This is a genomic window from Candidatus Pedobacter colombiensis (assembly GCA_029202485.1).
In the GTDB taxonomy this organism is placed as follows: domain Bacteria; phylum Bacteroidota; class Bacteroidia; order Sphingobacteriales; family Sphingobacteriaceae; genus Pedobacter; species Pedobacter colombiensis.
In genome coordinates this window covers 4,118,908-4,139,503 of sequence record CP119313.1, presented here as the reverse complement: position 1 = coordinate 4,139,503, position 20,596 = coordinate 4,118,908, and the positions used below count along the sequence as shown (strand labels likewise).

Sequence of the window (20,596 nt, the reverse complement as noted above, 5' to 3'; positions counted from 1 at the left end):
GTTAGTTACGGAAGTAATGCAGGAAGCCTTTCGGCTGCCATTACAAACGATATTCCAAATATAGCCGATGAAAGAAAGAAATTGTAATCCCATCGCTTTATTTTTACAATCCAGATGAGAATAAAGGATACGATTAGAATTCCGATAACGATAATGACCTGACCAAATTCCAATCCGACATTAAAGGCGAACAATTCTGCTGTTATACTAGTACTTTTGCCCAATAGACTTTTTAGGTAATTGGAGAAACCTAATCCATGAATCAAGCCAAAAAGCAACGCCATAGTGTATTTAAACTTTTGACCTTTGGGTTTTTGTCTTTTGCTCACAATGTTTGATATTGCAGTGATCAGAATGGTAACAGGGATCAGAAATTCAATTAAAGGCGTGTTTACACTAATAACTTTAAATATACTTAAAGCCAGCGTGATGCTATGCCCAATGGTAAATGCCGTAACAAGGATCAGGACTTTTTTCCAGTCGGCTAACATATAAGTCCCGCAGAGTGCCATTACAAACAAAATGTGATCATATCCCTGCCAATCTAAAATATGTTGCCAACCTAATTGAAAATAAAGAGGGAAGTCCTGCATCGAATAAATTTGTAAATTAGCTAATTATTATAGCAATATCCTTATTTAGATTAAGAAAAACAACTATGTGGCAATTGTTAATGGTTTTTTGGTTAAATATATTCCACCCTTTTTATGTTAGCGTAACTGAAATTGTGCACAATAAGAATACTGGAACTGTACAGGTTAGCGTCAGAATTTTCTTTGATGATTTTGAAAAAGCGCTGGAAAAAAGGTATAAAACGAAGGTGAATATTTTTAAGCCTGCTGATAAGGAAGAAGTTAATGTATGGGTTGCAGCTTACATCAAAGACCATTTAAAAATCAGTGTTAATGATAAGGCGGTGGATTTAAAATTTCTGGGCTATGAAATAGAAGAGGATGCTGCCTGGTGTTATTTCGAAACGGCACAAGTACCAGTGATTAAGCAGCTTTATGTTAAAGATGATATACTCTTTGAACAGCATACCTCGCAAAGCAATATGATCCACGTTATTGTAGATGGAAAGCGAAAAAGTACCAAGCTGGATAATCCGAAAAGTGAAGCTTTGTTTACCTACTAACCTCTTTGCCATGGAGAGCTTTATCAGGTATTGCTGGGGCATTGCTAATGCCAGGGCCCCAGCAATACCTGATAAAGCTCTCCAGTAAGGCCCCGGCAAGGCCCCCCCAATTATGGGCTATAAAAAGAAACGGCTTCCAATTCAATTTGGAAGCCGTTTCTTTTTCACTATTGGTACTGAATGTAAATCGGTACCGGTTTTAATTTCATTAGATCTTCAGGTGTCATTAATTTGTTTGGCACTTTCTTCAAATCGTTTTTATAGAATAATTTGAATCCTGTAAACTGAACCGGTTCAGAATAGATAAAGTGACGGTACGTACCCATTTTAAGTTCAGGTTCACCCCATCCATCCATGTGCATTACAATTTGAACTTCCGGACGAAGTTTAATATTTTGGTAATTGGTAACCATTTTTTTAGTGAAGCGGTGTACAACAAATACTTTAGGAGGCAGGTTGTATTGCTTTACGATATCAGCCAGGTGCTGAGAAACAAAGTTGATGTCTGCCGCATCGTATGTGCCAATTTTTTTGCCCGGTAGGGTGCCATCTTTCATAGAGAACTCCGGATCAATACCCAAGTGTACAAAAGGAAGGTGTAAGTATTTTTCTATATGAGGTAGCTCGGATTTAATGTTACTTAGCGCAACTTGCAAGTCTAAAAATACAATGGTATTAGGGTGCATTTTAGCAATGGCTAATACCGAATCAATCTGACTGTTGGCCATTCTGTTGATGTATTTCCCATCCTTACCCGGTGTACCACTCGCTACAGCAGCAATATAGTGAAGACCTGCCTGTACGGGTGTAGATGGATCTACCTTCTCCCAATGCTTAATTTCAGTATTTAGCTTACTCCACATTTCTTTAGGAGGATATTCGCCCAAAGCACCCATTTTTTTGGAATGTAAGTTTCCATAAAAAACAACAATACGTTTAAATGGCAGAATTGCACCTGCCAATGGATAAGGTTGGTTTTTTACCGGCCATTTGCCGGTTGTGTCGCCATTAGCTAATTTCAATAATAAGGCGTTATATTTAGCGGTATCAACCGGTTTACGAGTATCCACTTCTTCTGTTTCCACTGCTACAGTATCTCCGGCTGCGGTGATCTTTGTTTTTCCGCTCACTTTTTTTGCGTCGGATGCACAGCTGGTAAATAAAGCCATTGTAGCTGTGCTAATTAAAATAATGCCTGCCAGATGAGGTATTTTCATAGATATGATGTTAGTGTAATAAAAATTATACAAGTATAACAGTATTAAAAGGAATAAAAAAACGGCTGACGGCGTATTCATTAAAATTACTTTAATATTATTTGGAATTATTATAAATAAGTCACTATACTTGCAGTGATGTTTAAAATCATTCTAAATAAGAGAGGCGGCAATAAAAATACAAGGATACTATTTGGTTTAGTTTAGTTGATAAGGATAAGCTTCCGGAGCCTTCCGGAAGCTCCTTTTTTGACAAGAAGCTTAAACCAATAAAAGAAGCTTGACCAGTAAGGGTGTTATTGGGTTTGAGTGTGTTTAAAGAAAGGTGCCGGTTTGAGTATCCGGCACCTTGTTTATATAACTATGCGCTCATTATTTAAAAGAGTTGAACTTGCCAAAAACACCTAGTGGTAATTTAATACCGGAAGTGGCTTGAAGGTAAAGTTCTCCGGTTTCCAGATTTTTAACTTGTGGAAAAGAAGTTTTAATCAGGTTTTCTACAATTACAGATGAGAAGCCTAATGAGTAGGTATTTAAGATTAAAAAATGCTCCTGCTCATCCAGCAATTGTACCACCTCCATCATCATCTCTTGAATATGATCTTCCAGTTTCCATTTTTCTCCATTGGGACCATGTCCAAATGCAGGTGGATCTAAGATGATACCATTGTATTTCTTACCGCGTTTCAATTCTCTTTTTACAAACTTCAAGGCGTCTTCAACTACCCATCTTACATCTTTCAGTTTTGAAAGCTCTTGATTTTCGTTGGCCCAGTTTACAACTTGTTTAATAGAATCTACGTGGGTAGTATCTGCTCCGGCGGCTTTAGCGATTAAAGATGCTGCACCGGTATAGGCAAATAAATTTAATACTTTCGGAACCGGAGTTTTGAACTTTTTGATGGAAGAAGAAATGTAATCCCAGTTTACTGCTTGCTCCGGAAATACCCCAACATGTTTAAAAGAGGTTAGGCCCAGACGCAAATTGATGGTTACCTCATCATTGGTATACTGAACATTCCATCTGTCTGGCAGATTTGCAGAACTCTTGACCCAATCGCCGGAAGTCGCCGAACGACCTTTAAATTTGATATGAGTTTGTTTTTTCCATTCCTGATCTGATAATGTCTTTTTCCAGACAGCCTGTGGCTCTGGTCTGGACAAAATCAAATTGCCAAAACGTTCTAATTTTTCAAAATCACCACAATCAATTAACTCATAATCTTTCCAGTGAGTGGGGGTTAACAGGCTTATCATAAAATGGATATATTAAAATTTTTCTTTTGCAGCCTTCATAAATCGACTGGCAAAAACAAAGTCATTTAGTTCTTGAACATCTGTGTGGGCAATTTCTTTATTTGAACCTTCCCAGAATTTTTTGCCATCGTGAAGGAAAAGTATGTAGTCACCAATACCCATTACCGAGTTCATATCGTGGGTAACTACAACGGTTGTCGTATGATATTCTTCGGTTATTTCCTTTATCAACTCATCAATTACGATGGATGTTTTAGGATCAAGTCCCGAATTTGGTTCATCAACAAATAAATATTTCGGGTTCATGGCAATGGCGCGGGCGATACCCACACGTTTCTTCATCCCTCCCGAAAGTTCGGCCGGAAAAAGGTTGTTCTTACCTTTCAGATTTACTCTTTCCAGACAGAAATTTACCCTTTCCAATTTTTCTTTGCGACTTTGTTCCGTGAACATATTTAAAGGAAACATGATATTCTCCTCAACGGTCATAGAGTCAAACAATGCAGAACCCTGGAAAAGCATTCCGATCTCTTTTCTGATCTGTATCTTTTCTTCGAAATTCATCAGGGTAAAATCCCGGCCATCGTATTCTACACTTCCTTGCTCGGGATGGTGCAGGCCAATCATACACTTTAGCAGCGTAGTTTTCCCTGAACCGGAACCTCCAATAATTAAGTTGGTAACCCCAGCTTCAAATTTACCGGATATGCCTTTAAGGACGTCATTATCACCAAATGATTTGTAGATGTTTTTAATTTCGATCATAGCAATAATTGGGTTACAATGTAATCACATGCTAAAATGGATATACAGCTTATTACAACAGCCCTTGTACTTGCCTGAGCCACTTCCAGGGCCCCACCTTTTACATAAAAACCTTCATAAGCAGGTACCGAAGTAATGATAAAACCGAATACGAATGCTTTAACCAAAGCTACTGTAATGGTATAGGGGTTAAAGTCAGTAGTAATGCCCTGCATATAGTCGGCAGGAGTCACGGCACCGGATAAAGTTCCACCAATATAACCGCCGGTAATACTTAAGAACATAGATATGATTACCAATAGAGGAACCATAGTAATGCCGGCAATAATTTTAGGAAGAATAAGATAGCCTGGAGAATTGATGCCCATAATTTCTAAAGCATCAATTTGCTCGCTTACGCGCATGGTGCCAATTTCTGAAGAAATTGCAGAGCCAATTTTACCCGCCAACACAATCGCACTAATGGTTGGACTAAGCTCTAATATCGTAGAGTCACGATTTACCGAACCTATAATCGTTTTTGGAATAAAGTCACTAACCAACTGGAATGCGATCTGCAATGTCATTACTGCACCAATAAAAGTAGATATGATGGCAATTAACCCTAGTGAGCCAACCCCAATAAAATCCATTTGTTTAAAGATGGCTTGCAGATATATTTTAAATTTTTCAGGTCTTCTAAATACAGCCTTTAATAAAAGGAGATATCTGCCAAAATTGGTGAAATTCATGCAATGAAAAATTAGCTATAGTATTTACGCAATATTAATACAAAGAAACAATAAAAAGTTGAAACCTCATGGGGTTGCTTTTAGAAACCGGCCGAATGGGCTTTTAAGTAAAACTTTTCCCCAAAGTTTTGCTGTGCAGGCCTTTTTTATAATATTGCGGTTTATTAATAGGTATAACAATGAATGCAATCATAACCGGAGGTACCAAAGGTATTGGAAAAGCCATAGCGATTAACCTGGCAGAACATGGATATAACCTTGCAATTTGCGCGAGAAATTCCCAGGAATTGGAGCGATTTGCTGAAGAGCTCAAGTACACTGGAGCAGACATGTTTACTTATCAGGCCGATTGTAGTATAAAAGATGATGTGTATGCATTTTGTAATGCAGTGAAAGAAAAGATGGGCAGGGTAGATGTTTTAGTGAACAATGCGGGGACCTATTTGCCTGGTAGTTTATTGGATGAGACGGATGATATACTTGAAAAACAGCTGAATTTAAATCTGAAAGCGGCCTATTATGTATCGAAGTATTTCGGTAAAATCATGCGGGAACAGCAATCAGGGCATATTTTTAACATTTGTTCTATAGCTGCCAAACAGGTAGTAGAAAATGGAGGTAGTTATTCTGTAACTAAATCGGCCTTGCTTAGTCTTAATGATGTATTGAGGCAGGAACTATCGATACACAATGTAAAGGTAACCGCAATATTGCCGGGGTCTACATTAACATCATCATGGGAAGGAACACAAATTCCAGCTGAACGTTTTGTACAACCAGAGGATATTGCAAAAACTTTATACACCATTTTAAATTTAAGTAAGGGTGTAAACGTTGATGAGGTAGTTTTAAAGCCGCTGCGATTTTAAATTTACAGGAGGGAAATTATCATGGAAAAGAGATTATTTAGAAATGAGCACGACAAGGTGTTGGCAGGCGTATCGTCTGGGATTGCTGAATATATGGAGGTGGATGTCACTATAATCAGGCTGCTTTTTGTGCTTTCGACTATCTTTTTGATGGGGACAGGTATATTGGTTTATATCATTATGTGGATTGTAGTGCCGGTAAACGTTGATCCGAAAGCACGGTTTTCAAAATTTAACGATTATTTTAAAGATCAGAACAACGCATTTCAATCTACAAAACCGTTTGGTGATTCAAAGAGTGGTACAGAAAACGCGGGTCCTTTTCAAAACTGGACATCATCAACAGTAAAGGATGATAGTTTTGAGACCTGGAAGAAATCAGGTGAATTTAAACCATACAAAAAAAATAATGAAACGGGACGTACCGTTGCAGGTTTATTTTTGCTTGTAATTGGTATGTATTTTTTGATGGACGAGTTTAATCTGATTCCTTATGGATTTAGGTTGACTAAATTATGGCCACTGGTTTTTGTAGCGATAGGTGCCAGCTTTATTATTAAAGCAAAAAATAATAACGCCTGGGAAAGCTGGAAAAATCAGAATTATCAAGATCCGATGAATTCGGAACAACCTCCGGTTACACCTGAAAAGCCTGTTGCTCCGGCAAGTCCGATTACTCCTGATGTTACACCGGAACAGAATGCTGGTACAGCAACTGAAAGTAATGATCCATTTACCAAAAAAGACATATAGTTATGAGGCTGGATAGAATAATGTGGGGTATTGTTCTGCTTTTTATTGGCGGCGTACTTCTTTTGGAAAACTTTAATGTAATACATTTTTACTGGCGTAGTATATGGCGTTTCTGGCCAATATTTTTAATCATTGCTGGTGTTAACATCCTTTTTAATAAGAATAAATCGCAGGTGGGCGGAGTGGTGTCTATTGCTATTCTGGTTGCTACTTTGATTTTGTTGTTTTTTAAGGGACAAGAGCCATCTGGCCGGAGAATAACAATTATTGATCATTTTGAAGAGACTAATTCCGATAATAGTGACGATGATGAGGGAACTACCAGTGGGCAACATTTGTTTTTGCCGTATGTTGCTGACTCAATGACTAAAAAGACAGTCTTGAATATTTCGGGTGGAGCAACAACATTTGAACTTAAAGGGCAGACAGATAGCTTGATTTCTGCTGATATAAATAGCAAACGAAATGCTTTTCTGTTAATAAAGAATGAAAGTAGTGACAGTGTTAGTACTTTGAATTTAAAAATGAGAGGTAAGGGTAATTGGAATGCTGGTGGTAATCACGTAGGTGTGAAGCTGAATACCAATCCTGTCTGGGAAGTTCATATGAGTATGGGGGCGGGAGAAGCTGATTTTGACATGTCAGATTATAAAGTAAGGACGTTTAATTTTGATGGTGGTGCTGCTGCTCTGGACGTTAAGTTAGGTGCTTTATTGCCGGTTACTGATGTAAATGTTAAAACAGGTATGGCAGAAGTTAAGGTAGCGATTCCTACAGCTTCTGGTTGTAGAATCAAAGCTAAAACGGGCCTTTCTTCTAAAGAGTTTACGGGTTTCATCAAACTAGATAATAACATTTATGAAACACCGAATTTTAAAACTTCAGCAAACAAGATATTTATCAATTTTGATGGTGGATTGAGTAGCTTTGAAGTGAATAGATACTAGGTTTTTAAGAATGCTTAACGAAAATGTTGAATATACTGTAGTCATTAACGGAAAACCTGAGGGACCATATCAGTTAGAACAGTTAAAAACATTACATATCGAAGCCGGAACTTTTGTTAGAAAGCCGGGGATGGATGATTATAAAGAAGCTCACGAGTTACCTGAACTCCGTGAGCTTTTTGGTTTTACCCATCAGGTTACTGCACCACAATATTTTGCTGCTTTTGATCAGCGTTTGCTGGCCTCGGCGATAGATTATTTCTTTCTGACATTGGCCTACGTTGTTCTGGTGTTGCTGACCTTTATTTTCGTATCCGAAAAATCACAGCGCGTAATGCTCGCGCTTTCCGGTTTACCGCTTATTCCGATAGCTAAATTTATTTATGGGAGCATTGCTGAGGCCTCCGAAAAACAGGGTACGATTGGTAAGCGATTGTTAAATATTAAAGTAACTGATATTTTCGGAAGCAGGATTAGTCTGAAGAATTCATTTGGCCGAAATGCAGCAAAGTTTTTTTCGGTAGCGACTTTGTTTTTTGGCTATTTGTATAGCTTTCTGAATAAAAAACAGCAATGTTTGCACGATGTGCTGGCAAATACATTAGTAATAAAAGACCGGCTGATCTGACATTACAGTTATAAACTTAATCTTTATCTTTGTATCAGATTTACAAATGATGGAAGAAGTAATAGGTCAACATACATTAATAAGTGCTTTAAATGGTGGGTATTGTAATAGTTTAACACAATACTCGAGGTTTTTGACCCGTGAGGTTACCATTGGTGATGTTCCCATGGGTGGCTTAAACCCAATACGTATTCAATCTATGACTACTACAGATACCATGGATACCTTGGGGACTGTAGCGCAAACCATCAGAATGGTAAATTCTGGTTGCGAATATGTGCGCATTACAGCGCCAAGTATGAAAGAGGCAGAAAATCTGGCTAATATTAAAAAGGAGCTTAGATTACGCGGTTATACTGTTCCATTGGTCGCCGATATTCATTTTACACCAAATGCTGCAGAGGCTGCAGCTCGTATTGTTGAAAAGGTAAGGGTAAATCCAGGCAACTATGCCGATAAAAAACGTTTTGAAAATATAGACTATACCCAACAGGCTTACCAGGCTGAACTGGAACGCATATACAAGAAATTTACACCTCTGGTAAAAATCTGTAAAGAGTATGGTACAGCCATGCGTATTGGTACCAATCACGGTTCCTTGTCAGATCGCATCATGAGTCATTATGGTGATACACCTTGTGGGATGGTTGAATCGGCAATGGAGTTTATCCGTATGTGTGAAGATCTTAACTATTATAATCTGGTTATCTCTATGAAGGCGAGCAATACGCAGGTCATGGTGCAGGCTTATCGCTTACTTGTCGAAACCATGGTGAAAGAAGGGATGAATTATCCTTTGCATTTGGGGGTAACAGAGGCTGGTGATGGCGAAGATGGTCGCATTAAATCTGCTGTGGGTATTGGGACTTTGCTGGAAGATGGTTTGGGAGATACCATTCGGGTATCCTTAACAGAAGATCCTGAATTTGAAGCTCCTGTAGCAAAAGCGCTGGCTTTACGTTATGAGAAAAGAACAATTGAGCCGAAGCAAAGTGAACGTCTTAACCCGGAGACAGAAATCTGCTTTGCAGCATTACCTTATAGTCCTTACGAATACAATAGAAGGCAAACTACTGCAGTGCAACATATCGGTGGACATCACCATCCTATAGTGATGCTGGATGTAAGTGCTGAGAACTTAAAAGATCCTTATTTTTTAACTGCTGTAGGTTATAAATATAGTGCCGGACTGGATAAATATAACCTTGCTGATCAGGCTTGTGATTTGGTTTATCTGGGAGACAAGCTACCTTCTTTCTCTTTTCCAGGGAATTTAAAACAGGTATATAACTACAATACCTGGCTTTCTTTGAAGGATAAGCACAATTGTCACCCACTTTTGTCATTAGAAGAATATAAGACTGTAACGCTTAAGGATGAGCAGTTGAATCTGGTTAAAGTGGATGCAGCGGAAGTAACAGAAAATGATCTTTCTATTTTAAAAGATAATGTTGTACTGGTTTTGGAGACTTCTGCGGTACATGGAATGGCTGCACAAAGAAGCTTTTTCATTTTGCTGATGAAACTGAACCTTCAGGTTCCGGTTATTATCAAAAGGACCTATCCGGGAGTAAAAGCCGACGATCTGATGTTATATGCTGCGACTGATATAGGAGCGTTATTTACTGATGGATTGGGGGATGGTATTTGGATAGATGCTGATGCTTCAGTAGGTTTATCTTTAATGAATGCAACTGGTTTTGGGATTCTTCAGGCTACACGCACACGTATTTCCAAAACAGAGTATATTTCTTGCCCAAGTTGTGGGCGTACCTTGTTTGATTTACAGGAAACTACCCAGCTGATCCGTTCTCGGACAGATCATTTAAAAGGTATTAAAATAGGTATTATGGGCTGTATTGTAAATGGCCCCGGGGAAATGGCTGACGCTGATTATGGGTATGTTGGCACTGGACCAGATAAAATTACTTTGTACCGTGGTAAAGAGGTGGTAAAGAAAAATGTGAACACTGCACGAGCATTGGATGACCTGATTGACCTGATTAAAGAAGATGGCAATTGGGTTGATGTAATGGTTTAATAAGTTTTAAAAAACATAATTGAAGGTAAGGTTGCCCCAGGTGATACTATACAAGCCTTTCATCCATGGGGTCGTTGTGGTCTGAAGTGAAGAGATGCTGAAACGGTTGAGCACTAGAACTGGTCCATAAGCATAGCTGGCTATGAAATTGCTGATGGGGTGATAGTATTGCAGGGTAGGAGGTCCTCCATTGTTCCCCGGAACAAGGATGGGGGCCGGGCGGGAGGCATTGAGACCTCCCTGTAATATAGCATTACTAAGCACCAACTGTACTCTGGGTTTGATCACTAAATAAAACTGTATTTTGCTTCTTGTTGCCGAGCGACCGTATTGTGTCATTAACCCTTGGAAATAGGGATTCATTTTTCCAATCCGGATAATGGAATATGCTGAAGCAGCGTTTATTCCTGTTCCTACCTGCACCTGTCCACCTCCAATCACTTCCAGAAAGTTGCCATAGTGCAATAATTGTTTCTCTGCTGTGAAATTCAGGTTCAGTATCAGGCTATTCCCGAATTGATACTTCCATCCCTGTGGTTGTTCATCATCGATGAGATGGTGAATCATTTCCTGAGCTTGGCGGGCCAATGAAGCAGGTCCATTAACGCCAAGAACCAATTCTGTCTGGAAATCATACTTCTGCTTTTCGTTATATGAATAAAGGCTGTGTGTGATAAATGCGCTTCCAGACCATGGATAATCATTTGGTTGGAAATTTGGGTTGATTATCTTATCAGGGGTAAAAATTACTTGTGCCAACCCAAGGCCAAATACATTTAGGCTGCTGTCTCCTGCTTTGGGCATTAAGCGGTCAATGATAAAACGGGAAGGCTTCTTTTTTGTGTAAAAATAGGTAAAACGGGTGCCATCAGTATAAGCTCTGTCGGTACCATGACCATAAAAGTTTATAAAATCATCATCCCAGTAAACTTGCACCATATGCCGAGGGGTTTCTTGCTGTGCAAAGGAGATGTTGACAGCATTAAACCAGAAGAAGAATAGCATGCAAAGAAGCTTTTTCATAAACCGGAGTATTGAAAACTGAACTTATAACCATTGCCTGTTGAAATAGTTTGCTAATGATAAATTATTATTTACAAATAAGTTAAATAAGTGAATGAATATTCATTTATATTTGTTGGGTTATTAAAGTGATATGCGGGTAAGAGATGTAAATAAAGTTGAGCTGGTAAAGCAAAAGGCTATTGAGCTTTTGGTTGAGGTTGGTTTTGAGGGTTTTACTATGAATAAGCTGGCCAGAGCCTGCGGAATTTCTGTAGCTACACTTTACATTTATTATAAGGATAAGGACGATTTGATTTTTAAAATAGGTATAGAAGAGGTGCATCGAATGGGTGCTATTATGCTGGAAGATTTTGATTCTGAAAGTTCTTTTGCTGAGGGGTTGAGACAGCAGTGGAAAAACCGAGCAAAGTGTGTCCTCGAAAATCCATTAACTGCCCAGATGATAGAACAATTGCGTAGTTCTACTTATCAGGAAAAGATTTTTGAAACTTTTGGAGAGATTTTTAAGGAACCTCTCGGAAAGTTTATGCACAATGCGATTGAGAGGGGGGAGATTGCCGCTATGCCTTTGGAAGCTTATTGGAGTGTAGCCTTTGGACCTTTATATAGCCTGCTTCGTTTTCACACTGAAGGAAAAACCTTGAGCGGAAAGCCATTTGTTTTAACAGATGAGGTGCTTTGGAGTGCTTTTGATTTGGTGCTTAAGGGTTTGAAAAAATAAAGGGAGTTTGTTTGTGAACTCATCATAACTAAAACTTAAAACTATGGACATTAATATTGAGGATATCCTGCTTTTTAAAACCAATATACAAACAGAAGATGATAAAAGGTATGTCGGTAAAATTATGGAAGAACATGGGATTGGGCAATGGACAGTAGATGTACATGATGTAGATTGTGTATTACGTATTGTATCTTCACCACTAACACTTGAAGAGGTCATTGCTCTGGTCATGAAAAATGGATATCACTGTGAGGTATTAACTTAAACCAACAATAGGAACTGATTTATCATATTTAATAATGGAACAAACTACAAAAACTACAGCCGAACCTTTCAGTTCTTATCAAATCCTGGTAATTGCTTTGCTGGCTTTATTACAATTTACTATAGTGCTGGATTTTATGGTACTAGCGCCGCTTGGCGATTTTTTAATGAAATCTTTATCCATGACTCCTAAGGGATTTGGATTAGTGGTTTCTTCCTATGCTTTTAGCGCAGGGGCATCAGGTATTCTGGCGGCTGGTTTTGCCGATAAGTTTGACCGTAAAAAGTTGCTTTTATTTTTTTATACGGGATTTATCGTCGGTACGTTGTGCTGTGCCCTATCTACCAGTTATGAGATGCTTTTAGGGGCAAGGATTATAACCGGGCTATTTGGTGGGGTAATTGGCGCGATATCGATGACCATTATTACTGATATTTTTGCTGTTCATCAGCGTGGCAGGGTGATGGGTGTTGTGCAAATGGGATTTGCAGCGAGTCAGGTTTTGGGTATTCCCATAGGCCTTTATCTAGCCAATATATGGGGTTGGCATTCGTCATTTTTAATGATTGTGATTCTGTCTATTATGATTGGGATAACGATTTTGTTTACGGTGAAGCCTATTGACAAGCATCTTGCTTTACAGTCGGATAAGAATCCATTTTTACACTTGTGGCATGCGCTTTCCAATCGTTCTTACCAAACAGGCTTTATTGCGACTGCTTTTATGAGTGTTGGTGGTTTTATGTTAATGCCTTTTGGTAGTGCTTACTTAATCAATAATATTAACATTACACAGCAAGAGCTACCTATGGTATTTATGTTTACCGGTTTGGCTTCTATCGTTATTATGCCTTTAGTCGGGAAATTAAGTGATAAAGTAGATAAGTTTATGTTGTTTACCGGAGGTTCCGTATTAGCTATTATACTTATTTTAATCTATACAAACCTTAGTCCTGTTCCATTATGGGAGGTGGTAGTAATTAATATGGTGTTATTTATGGGGATTATGAGTCGGATGATTCCAGCTACGACACTCACTATGAGTGTTCCTGATGTAAAAGATCGTGGTGCATTTATGAGTGTAAATGCTTCATTACAACAAATGGCAGGCGGGGTAGCTGCATTAAGTGCTGGTTTAATTGTGACACAAGAAACTAAAAGCAGTCCATTGGCGAATTACGATATTTTAGGCATAGTGGTTTCAGTAATGATTGTGGTATGTATATTCTTTGTTTATAGGGTGAGTGAACTTGTAAAGGCGAAGTAATCAAGATATAAGCTTAATAAAACAGAAACATTTTTTGTGGAAAAATGTTATAAGCTTAAAAATCTAGATTATGAAAAAAGTAAATTTTTTTGCTATTCTGCTGATAAGTGGAATACTGTGGTCTTGCAGCCCGGCAACAAGAGTAACCGGATCATGGGTTAGTTCTTCTGCAAGAGGAACAATGTTGAGCGGAAGGACCGTCTTTATCGCTTCGCTGACCAGAAACATGGAAGTCAGGACTAAACTGGAAAATGCGTGGGCATCGCAAGCTGCGGTAAAAGGCGTTAAGGTGGTAAAGAGTACCGAATATTTTAGTCCTGATTATTACCAGAAGTTGCCATCAGAAAGAGAGTTGTTATCCAGAATTCAGAACTCTGGGGCTAACTACATTCTTACGATATCATTGATAAACAAGGAAAGTGAAACCAGATATGTTCCAGGATCGATGGGTTATGCCCCTTATCCGTATTATGGATGGTATGGAGGATTTTATAGCTACTATAACTACTGGCGCCCTATGTTTTATGATCCGGGATATTATGTAACTGATAAAAAGTATTTCCTGGAGACCAATTTGTATAGCATGGATGATAATAAGCTGGTTTGGTCTGCGCAGACAGAAACGGTTAATCCTGCATCAATTGATAACTTTGCAAATAGCTATCCTAAAATCTTGATTAACCAAATGGTTAAAGATGGTCTATTGCCGATGTAGATCGTAAAAATGCCAGGCTTTTTTCAGCAACATCATATAAATGAGGGGGTAATTGATCTGATGTATATGGGTGCGATGCACCATATACATGATTTGCCCCCTCAATCTTTTGAATCTTAGCGTTCAGTTGATTTTGTGCTAATTCTTGTGCTACACTAAACTTAACATTAACGTCGTCGTCGCCATGCAAAATTAACCAGGGGATATGTACACGCTTTGCAGCATTTATGATGTTAAAATGTGTTTTGTGTTTATTGAAGTCCTCCAGTAATGTATTATTTAAAGGCATTTTTTCTTTTGTACGGGCATTCTCTACAAAGATTTTGCCTGTTTGAATCCACTCCTTTTCCTGCTCTTTTTTCCAAAGGCTGGAGAAATCGGAAATGGCAGACCAGGTAATGAGTTTACTGATCCTGTGATCTTTTGCTGCCTGAATAATTGCCAGACCACCGCCTCTGCTATGCCCTATCAGGTAAATGGAAGTAGATGGAAAGGTGGTGTCGACATAATCGATTACTGTTTCCAGATCTGAAAGCTCTTTACTGATGGTATTGCTGGCAAAAGCATCCATATCGGTTACGTCATTTTGATTTTGCGGGGTAACTCCGCTGTGAGACAGGTTGAATTTGAGGTATCTATACCCATTGGAAGCGAAAAATGCCGCTGTTAAGTTGTGTGCCCCCCAATCTTTAAAGCCCTTAAAGCCGTGAATGAAAATTATAGTGTCGGGATTTGTGTTTTTATCGTCATAAGTCCAATCGCCAAGAATCGTTTTTCCTGATGCGCCGCTTAGTGTAAAGTGTTCCTTTTTAATCATATATAGCTACCTGTATGGTGTTTAGACAATATAACAAAATTAAAATATGGATGTTTAGCTACTTGTATTTATTTAAAATCTTTCTAAATAGCTCTTAATTACAGCATAATGACAGTGGAACAGCCTTGTCTTGTTACTTTTGTTTCGCTAAAAACAAACAGGATACTATTATTTTGGAATATTTAAAGATCATTGCTTTCACGCATAAACAGATTGACCTAAAGTCCTTAGGCAAATTGGTAATATGTGAGCAAACATTGGACGATAGGTTGAGAAACATTCAATCAGAGTTAGGTGTTAAGGAAATATTCTATGTAGGAACGTGCAATAGAGTTGAATTTGTATTCACTGCTTCAGATAATTTAGATAAAGATTTTATTCTTCGTTTTTTAACTGTACTGGATATGGGCTTGCCACCACAGTATATGGAGCAGTTTGTTGAAAATGTATCTGTATATGAACAGTTAGAAGCTTTTAATCATCTGTTACGTACTTCTTGCTCATTAGAAAGCTTGGTTGTAGGCGAAAAGGAGATTCTTGCCCAGATTCGTAAGGCTTATGAAGCCTGCCGCATTGCAGGATTTACCGGAGATTATATGCGGATGATTATGAACAGAGTTGTGAAAACAGCGAAGGAAGTTTATACACATACCAATATTTCTAAAAATCCAGTTTCAGTTGTTTCTTTGGCTTACCGTAAGCTGCGTGATCTTAAGATGTGCGCCAACTCGAGGTTACTGATCATTGGTGCGGGTGAAACAAATAAGAATTTAGCTCAATATCTTAAAAAGCATAAGTACTCTAACTTCTCGGTTTTTAACAGAACACTTGAAAATGCAGAAGTACTGGCTAAAGAACTGAATGGTACAGCTTATCCGCTTACAGCGCTTGAAAATTATGATCAGGGATTTGACGTGATTATTACTTGTACAGGAGCTACCGAACCTATTGTTACTGAAGCGCTTTATAGAAAACTGCTGAATGGGGATACCGCTAAAAAGGTAATCGTTGATTTGGCCATTCCTAATGACACCGCTGCTGAAGTGGTTAAAAACTTCCCAATACACTACATCGAGGTTGAATCTTTAAAAGAGACTGCCCGTAAAAATATTCAGGAACGCTATGATGAGCTGGTAAATGCCGAGCACATTATCGATGAAAATATCAAAGATTTTGAATTGGTATTGCGTCAGCGCAAAATTGAAATCGCTATGAGCTGCGTTCCGGAGAAAATTAAGGAAATTAAGCATACTGCTATCAATGGGATCTTTGCCGAGGAGATCAATAATCTGGATGAAAATTCAAGATTAGTATTGGAAAAAGTGATGAATTACATGGAAAAAAAATACATCAGCGTTCCAATGGTAATGGCAAAGGAGATATTGGTAAAGAATAGCTAAATTTGCCAAAAAAATAGCAATCAACGTGAAAAGACTTATTATAGGTACAAGAGGTAGCGACCTGGCTTTATGGCAGGCCAATTTCATTAAAGATAAATTAGCAGCTATCGGTGTTGAGGCTGAATTGAAGATCATTAAAACTCAGGGCGACAAGATTTTAAATCTTAGGTTGGATAAACTTGAGGGTAAAGGTTTCTTTACTAAAGAGCTGGAAGAAGAGCTTTTAGGTGGTACCATCGATATTGCGGTACACTCACATAAAGATTTACCTACCGTACATCCTGCCGGATTAACTATTGCTGCGGTAACTGAGCGCGAAGATCCATCTGAGTTGTTACTGATCCTTAAGGATTGCGTAAACATCACCCATAAATTTTCTTTAAAAACGGGAGCAATGGTTGGAACTTCATCGAACAGACGTAAAGCTCAATTGCTTGCACTTCGCCCGGATTTAAATATTGAAGATTTAAGAGGTAACGTACCTACCCGTATTCAAAAATTAAGGGATGAGGATTATGATGCCATCATGATCGCTAAAGCTGGAGTGAACCGCTTAAACATTGATCTTTCTGAATTTCATGTTGAGGTGATAGATCCTACTGATGTGGTTCCAGCTCCTGCACAAGGTGCGCTTGCGATCCAAATCAGGGAAAATGATAATGAATTGTTCGATACGCTTCAAAAAATACACCATCAGGAAACGGCGGATGAGATTGCTGTAGAACGTAAGGTGTTAAACCTTTTTGAAGGCGGTTGTCACATGCCTTTGGGCTGTTATTGTAAAAAGGAAGAGGGACAATATGAGGTCTGGACTTCAAAGGCAGAGACTGATGAAGACTTCCCTGATCGTTTGTTTTATCGGGTAGGAAATCTGGATGGACTGGCCGAAAAAATTGTAACTAAGTTTAGTGCAGATAGGAAGCTTCCGGCTAAGGTTTTTATTTCCAGAGAAGTTGGCGAGCATAATTATTTTAGAAAAGCACTTGCAAAGCACAATATAGAAATAGATGCGAGATCGTTGATCCGTACTTTTCCAATTGTAACCGTTTTAGATCCGTTTTACTTAAAACATATAGAATGGATCTTCTTTAGCAGTAGAAATAGTGTAGACTATTTCTTTCAGCTGAAACCAATGCTACCTAAGCATGTAAAGTTTGGTGTAGCAGGTAAGGGATCTGAAGATTCATTAAGAAGAATGGGTCATGTGGCTGATTATGTTGGTGAAGGTGGTGATATAGATGAGGTTGCTGAATTGTTTGCTGAGGCTGTTGCGGGAAAAACAGTATTGTTCCCAAGAGCGCAGGATTCATTATTGAGCATTCAAAAAGCGTTAAAGCCAGATACAAAAGTAGTTGATCTGCCGATTTACGAAACGGTTATTGAAGAAAATATAGCTCAGACTTATGCTGAGGTGCTCATATTTACAAGTCCATCAAATGTGGAGGCGTATTTTGTGGATAACCTATTGGATCCAGGGCAAAAGGTAATTGCGATTGGCAATTCTACCGCTAAAAAGTTTGAAGAAATGGGAGTGAAGGTGATTTTACCTTATTCTCCTGATGAAATCGGCTTAGCTGAAGCCGTTTTTGGAATTGATTTGTAAGAAAACAAGGAACAAAGATTAAAGAGTAAAGATATGTTACACCGTCCGCGTAGATTAAGGAAAAATCCTGTTGTGAGAGAGATGATAGCCGAAACACGGTTATCTAAAGACATGTTCATTTATCCATACTTTGTTGTTCCGGGAAAAGACGTTGTTCATCCGTTAGATGCAATGCCGGGTATCAGTCATTTTTCGGAAGATACATTGGTAAGGGATGTAGAGAAGGGATTAAAACTGGGCGTAAACAAGATTATGCTTTTTGGTGTGGGGGATGAGAAAAGTGAAAATGCTGCATCTGCCTATCATGATCATTCTCTGGTTCCTTCAGCTGTACGTTTATTGAAGAAAAACTTTGGTGATGACCTTTATATTGTAACTGATGTTTGTGTGTGTTCTTATACCACACATGGACATTGCGGTATATTAAAGGATGATTACGTTCAAAATGATGAAACTGTTGAGGTTATCGCTAAAATGGCACTTACTCATGTGCAAGCAGGAGCAGATATGTTGGCTCCATCTGATATGATGGATGGACGTGTAGCTGCAATAAGGAGTGTATTGGACGGAGCAGGTCATGCAAATGCTGCGATTATGTCGCATGCTACCAAATTTGCATCAGCTTACTACGGACCATTCAGGGAAGCTGCAGACTGTGCGCCAAGTAAAGGTGACAGAAAGGCTTACCAGATGGATTTTAGAAATGGTAATGAGGCCTTAAGAGAAGCTTTGCTAGACGAAAGTGAAGGTGCTGATGTATTAATGGTAAAACCTGCCTTGGCTTACCTTGATGTTATGCATAACCTAAAGCAGCATACTGATGTGCCGATTGCCTGCTATAATGTATCCGGAGAATATTCGATGGTTAAAGCAGCAGCACAAAGAGGCTGGATAGACGAACAAAAAGTAGTAATGGAAACCATGCATGCTTTTGCGCGTGCAGGGGCAAGCATCATCACGACTTACCACATCAGGGATATTGTAGAAAAGAATTGGATGTAAGTTGTGCTTTGTTGGAAACAATAGGACACACAGAATTGAAATAAGCATATGTTAGAATCTTTAAAAAAAATGTTTTCAGGAAATGAAGGCGATGTACCTGTAAACACAGGTAGTAAGCCGGATATTTCCAGAGAAAAGTCTGCAGAATTATACGAAAAGGCGAAAAACTATTTCCCGGGAGGTGTAAACTCTCCGGTTAGGGCTTTTAAGTCGGTTTATGGCACTCCACTTTTTATTCAAAAAGGGGACGGCTGCTTTGTATGGGATGCAGATGGCAATCAATTTATAGATTTTTGCGGTAGCTGGGGACCATTAATCCTGGGACATAACCATGCAAAGGTAAGGGAAAAGGTTACTGAGGTAATGCAGAATGGCATGAGCTTCGGTGCGCCAACTGCTTTGGAAAATGAACTGGCGGAGCTGATTATTAAAAACAACAAGTTTGTTGAAAAAATACGTTTTACCAGCTCTGGTACAGAAGCCGTAATGTCAGCCATTAGATTGGCACGTGGATATACCGGTAGAGATAAGATTATTAAGTTTGAAGGTTGCTACCACGGTCATAGTGATTCATTATTGGTAAAAGCAGGTTCAGGTTTGGTTACTTTCGGTGAAACTTCATCTGCTGGTGTACCTAAGGCTTTTGCACAGGAAACCATCGTACTACCTTTAAACGATACTGAGGCTTTGAAACAAGCTTTTGATCAGTTTAAGGATCAGGTTGCAGCAGTAATTATTGAAGGTATCCCGGCAAATAATGGTTTATTGATGCAGGATGCTGCTTATATAACCTTCTTACAAGGTATTTGTAAGGAAAATGGAGCTTTATTGATATTTGATGAGGTAATTACCGGTTTTAGGTTAGGTTTTGAAGGTGCTGCGGCTTATTATGGTGTGAAACCTGATATTGTTACTTATGGTAAAATTATCGGTGGTGGTTTGCCTGTAGGTATGTATGGTGCTTCTGCCGAAATTATGGGACATATTTCTCCTGATGGAGGGGTTTACCAGGCGGGAACACTTTCTGGTAACCCTGTAGCCATGGCTGCCGGTATTGCTCAACTGACAGAATTGCTGCGTTCAGGGTTTTATAAAGATCTGAACAATAAAGCTGGCGAATTTGCAGAGAGTATACAGCGTTTTGCAACAGCCAGAAATTACAAAGTAAAGGTGTTTTATGTGGGTTCTATTTTTTGGATTGCTTTTACGGATAAGGACAAGATTCAGACTGCAGATGATATTGACCACAATAGCATGGAGAAATTTAAGATAATGCATAGGGAATTGCTGAACAGGGGCATTTATTTAGGCCCTTCAGGCTATGAGGTAGGTTTTGTTTCTGCTGCACATACAAAAATTGAACTTGAAAAAGCAAAAAGAGCCATTTTTGATAGTCTTGATGTTGTTTTCAGGAACAAGTAAATAATGGTATAT

At 38.7% G+C, this 20,596-nt stretch carries 21 protein-coding genes; 14 read left to right on the top strand and 7 right to left on the bottom strand.

Going from position 1 to position 20,596, the window contains the following annotated elements; all coding sequences use genetic code 11:
• Positions 1–5: 5 nt before the first annotated feature.
• Positions 6–593 carry a HupE/UreJ family protein gene (locus P0Y49_17370; protein WEK18562.1) on the bottom strand — a complete coding sequence of 196 codons (588 nt, stop codon included), beginning with the start codon at positions 591–593 and terminating at the stop codon, positions 6–8.
• 65 nt (positions 594–658) lie between these two features.
• Here P0Y49_17370 and P0Y49_17365 point away from each other — a divergent pair, with 65 nt between their 5' ends.
• Positions 659–1,135, top strand: a complete 477-nt coding sequence (locus P0Y49_17365; GenBank protein ID WEK18561.1) for a hypothetical protein — start codon at positions 659–661, stop codon at positions 1,133–1,135.
• A gap of 167 nt (positions 1,136–1,302) precedes the next feature.
• Here the strand turns inward: P0Y49_17365 and P0Y49_17360 are convergent, their stop codons facing one another.
• The 4 genes from P0Y49_17360 to P0Y49_17345 all read right to left on the bottom strand — a co-directional run bounded on the left by P0Y49_17360 (position 1,303) and on the right by P0Y49_17345 (position 5,105).
• The gene (locus P0Y49_17360) at positions 1,303–2,352 is read right to left on the bottom strand and encodes a hypothetical protein (GenBank protein WEK18560.1); all 1,050 of its coding nucleotides are present in this window, start codon (positions 2,350–2,352) and stop codon (positions 1,303–1,305) included.
• 372 nt (positions 2,353–2,724) lie between these two features.
• The gene (locus P0Y49_17355) at positions 2,725–3,609 is read right to left on the bottom strand and encodes a class I SAM-dependent methyltransferase (protein ID WEK18559.1); all 885 of its coding nucleotides are present in this window, start codon (positions 3,607–3,609) and stop codon (positions 2,725–2,727) included.
• 12 nt (positions 3,610–3,621) lie between these two features.
• Entirely contained in the window at positions 3,622–4,374 is a 753-nt protein-coding gene (locus P0Y49_17350) for an ABC transporter ATP-binding protein (GenBank protein WEK18558.1), read from the bottom strand.
• Complete coding sequence (locus P0Y49_17345; protein ID WEK18557.1) at positions 4,371–5,105, bottom strand: ABC transporter permease; 735 nt, start codon at positions 5,103–5,105, stop codon at positions 4,371–4,373. The genes P0Y49_17350 and P0Y49_17345 overlap by 4 nt, the downstream gene beginning before the upstream one ends.
• Positions 5,106–5,284: 179 nt before the next feature.
• Between P0Y49_17345 and P0Y49_17340 the strand changes: the two genes are divergently transcribed.
• From P0Y49_17340 to ispG, 5 genes are read left to right on the top strand one after another with little or no spacing between them, the layout of a single operon-like run.
• Positions 5,285–5,974, top strand: a complete 690-nt coding sequence (locus P0Y49_17340; GenBank protein WEK18556.1) for an SDR family NAD(P)-dependent oxidoreductase — start codon at positions 5,285–5,287, stop codon at positions 5,972–5,974.
• Between the two features lie 21 nt (positions 5,975–5,995).
• Positions 5,996–6,727 carry a PspC domain-containing protein gene (locus P0Y49_17335; GenBank protein ID WEK18555.1) on the top strand — a complete coding sequence of 244 codons (732 nt, stop codon included), beginning with the start codon at positions 5,996–5,998 and terminating at the stop codon, positions 6,725–6,727.
• Between the two features lie 2 nt (positions 6,728–6,729).
• A complete protein-coding gene (locus P0Y49_17330) occupies positions 6,730–7,674 on the top strand; it encodes a DUF5668 domain-containing protein (GenBank protein ID WEK18554.1) in 945 nt (314 codons plus the stop codon).
• A gap of 10 nt (positions 7,675–7,684) precedes the next feature.
• A complete protein-coding gene (locus P0Y49_17325; GenBank protein WEK18553.1) occupies positions 7,685–8,302 on the top strand; it encodes an RDD family protein in 618 nt (205 codons plus the stop codon).
• A 49-nt stretch (positions 8,303–8,351) separates the two neighbouring features.
• Positions 8,352–10,343 carry a (E)-4-hydroxy-3-methylbut-2-enyl-diphosphate synthase gene (ispG, locus tag P0Y49_17320; GenBank protein WEK21807.1) on the top strand — a complete coding sequence of 664 codons (1,992 nt, stop codon included), beginning with the start codon at positions 8,352–8,354 and terminating at the stop codon, positions 10,341–10,343.
• A 6-nt stretch (positions 10,344–10,349) separates the two neighbouring features.
• Here ispG and P0Y49_17315 read toward each other — a convergent pair whose 3' ends face one another.
• Positions 10,350–11,366, bottom strand: coding sequence for a DUF2219 family protein (locus P0Y49_17315; GenBank protein WEK18552.1), 1,017 nt, complete (start codon positions 11,364–11,366; stop codon positions 10,350–10,352).
• 133 nt (positions 11,367–11,499) lie between these two features.
• Here P0Y49_17315 and P0Y49_17310 point away from each other — a divergent pair, with 133 nt between their 5' ends.
• The 4 genes from P0Y49_17310 to P0Y49_17295 all read left to right on the top strand — a co-directional run bounded on the left by P0Y49_17310 (position 11,500) and on the right by P0Y49_17295 (position 14,340).
• Entirely contained in the window at positions 11,500–12,090 is a 591-nt protein-coding gene (locus tag P0Y49_17310) for a TetR/AcrR family transcriptional regulator (protein ID WEK18551.1), read from the top strand.
• 43 nt (positions 12,091–12,133) lie between these two features.
• On the top strand, positions 12,134–12,358 hold the full coding sequence (locus tag P0Y49_17305; GenBank protein ID WEK18550.1) for a hypothetical protein: 225 nt from the start codon (positions 12,134–12,136) through the stop codon (positions 12,356–12,358).
• A 34-nt stretch (positions 12,359–12,392) separates the two neighbouring features.
• Positions 12,393–13,625, top strand: coding sequence for an MFS transporter (locus tag P0Y49_17300; protein WEK18549.1), 1,233 nt, complete (start codon positions 12,393–12,395; stop codon positions 13,623–13,625).
• Between the two features lie 70 nt (positions 13,626–13,695).
• Entirely contained in the window at positions 13,696–14,340 is a 645-nt protein-coding gene (locus P0Y49_17295; protein WEK18548.1) for a hypothetical protein, read from the top strand.
• On the opposite strand, the gene P0Y49_17290 is transcribed toward P0Y49_17295, so the two are convergent.
• On the bottom strand, positions 14,315–15,157 hold the full coding sequence (locus P0Y49_17290; protein ID WEK18547.1) for an alpha/beta hydrolase: 843 nt from the start codon (positions 15,155–15,157) through the stop codon (positions 14,315–14,317). The genes P0Y49_17295 and P0Y49_17290 overlap by 26 nt on opposite strands.
• A 173-nt stretch (positions 15,158–15,330) precedes the next feature.
• Between P0Y49_17290 and hemA the strand changes: the two genes are divergently transcribed.
• Genes hemA through hemL form a run of 4 tightly spaced genes read left to right on the top strand, consistent with a single transcriptional unit; the run spans position 15,331 to position 20,584 of the window.
• Positions 15,331–16,557: a glutamyl-tRNA reductase gene (hemA, locus tag P0Y49_17285; GenBank protein ID WEK18546.1), complete on the top strand. Its 1,227-nt coding sequence runs from the start codon at positions 15,331–15,333 to the stop codon at positions 16,555–16,557.
• A 25-nt stretch (positions 16,558–16,582) separates the two neighbouring features.
• Complete coding sequence (gene hemC, locus P0Y49_17280) at positions 16,583–18,160, top strand: hydroxymethylbilane synthase (GenBank protein WEK18545.1); 1,578 nt, start codon at positions 16,583–16,585, stop codon at positions 18,158–18,160.
• 33 nt (positions 18,161–18,193) lie between these two features.
• Positions 18,194–19,162: a porphobilinogen synthase gene (hemB, locus tag P0Y49_17275; GenBank protein WEK18544.1), complete on the top strand. Its 969-nt coding sequence runs from the start codon at positions 18,194–18,196 to the stop codon at positions 19,160–19,162.
• Between the two features lie 48 nt (positions 19,163–19,210).
• The gene (hemL, locus tag P0Y49_17270) at positions 19,211–20,584 is read left to right on the top strand and encodes a glutamate-1-semialdehyde 2,1-aminomutase (GenBank protein ID WEK18543.1); all 1,374 of its coding nucleotides are present in this window, start codon (positions 19,211–19,213) and stop codon (positions 20,582–20,584) included.
• Positions 20,585–20,596: the final 12 nt, after the last annotated feature.

What these genes read in the sequence shown, in the direction of transcription:
- P0Y49_17370 (WEK18562.1), bottom strand. Translation starts at nt 593, where the DNA reads ATGCAGGACTTCCCTCTTTATTTTCAATTAGGTTGGCAACATATTTTA.
- P0Y49_17365 (WEK18561.1), top strand. Translation starts at nt 659, where the DNA reads ATGTGGCAATTGTTAATGGTTTTTTGGTTAAATATATTCCACCCTTTT.
- P0Y49_17360 (WEK18560.1), bottom strand. Translation starts at nt 2,352, where the DNA reads ATGAAAATACCTCATCTGGCAGGCATTATTTTAATTAGCACAGCTACA.
- P0Y49_17355 (WEK18559.1), bottom strand. Translation starts at nt 3,609, where the DNA reads ATGATAAGCCTGTTAACCCCCACTCACTGGAAAGATTATGAGTTAATT.
- P0Y49_17350 (WEK18558.1), bottom strand. Translation starts at nt 4,374, where the DNA reads ATGATCGAAATTAAAAACATCTACAAATCATTTGGTGATAATGACGTC.
- P0Y49_17345 (WEK18557.1), bottom strand. Translation starts at nt 5,105, where the DNA reads ATGAATTTCACCAATTTTGGCAGATATCTCCTTTTATTAAAGGCTGTA.
- P0Y49_17340 (WEK18556.1), top strand. Translation starts at nt 5,285, where the DNA reads ATGAATGCAATCATAACCGGAGGTACCAAAGGTATTGGAAAAGCCATA.
- P0Y49_17335 (WEK18555.1), top strand. Translation starts at nt 5,996, where the DNA reads ATGGAAAAGAGATTATTTAGAAATGAGCACGACAAGGTGTTGGCAGGC.
- P0Y49_17330 (WEK18554.1), top strand. Translation starts at nt 6,730, where the DNA reads ATGAGGCTGGATAGAATAATGTGGGGTATTGTTCTGCTTTTTATTGGC.
- P0Y49_17325 (WEK18553.1), top strand. Translation starts at nt 7,685, where the DNA reads ATGCTTAACGAAAATGTTGAATATACTGTAGTCATTAACGGAAAACCT.
- ispG (WEK21807.1), top strand. Translation starts at nt 8,352, where the DNA reads ATGGAAGAAGTAATAGGTCAACATACATTAATAAGTGCTTTAAATGGT.
- P0Y49_17315 (WEK18552.1), bottom strand. Translation starts at nt 11,366, where the DNA reads ATGAAAAAGCTTCTTTGCATGCTATTCTTCTTCTGGTTTAATGCTGTC.
- P0Y49_17310 (WEK18551.1), top strand. Translation starts at nt 11,500, where the DNA reads ATGCGGGTAAGAGATGTAAATAAAGTTGAGCTGGTAAAGCAAAAGGCT.
- P0Y49_17305 (WEK18550.1), top strand. Translation starts at nt 12,134, where the DNA reads ATGGACATTAATATTGAGGATATCCTGCTTTTTAAAACCAATATACAA.
- P0Y49_17300 (WEK18549.1), top strand. Translation starts at nt 12,393, where the DNA reads ATGGAACAAACTACAAAAACTACAGCCGAACCTTTCAGTTCTTATCAA.
- P0Y49_17295 (WEK18548.1), top strand. Translation starts at nt 13,696, where the DNA reads ATGAAAAAAGTAAATTTTTTTGCTATTCTGCTGATAAGTGGAATACTG.
- P0Y49_17290 (WEK18547.1), bottom strand. Translation starts at nt 15,157, where the DNA reads ATGATTAAAAAGGAACACTTTACACTAAGCGGCGCATCAGGAAAAACG.
- hemB (WEK18544.1), top strand. Translation starts at nt 18,194, where the DNA reads ATGTTACACCGTCCGCGTAGATTAAGGAAAAATCCTGTTGTGAGAGAG.
- hemL (WEK18543.1), top strand. Translation starts at nt 19,211, where the DNA reads ATGTTAGAATCTTTAAAAAAAATGTTTTCAGGAAATGAAGGCGATGTA.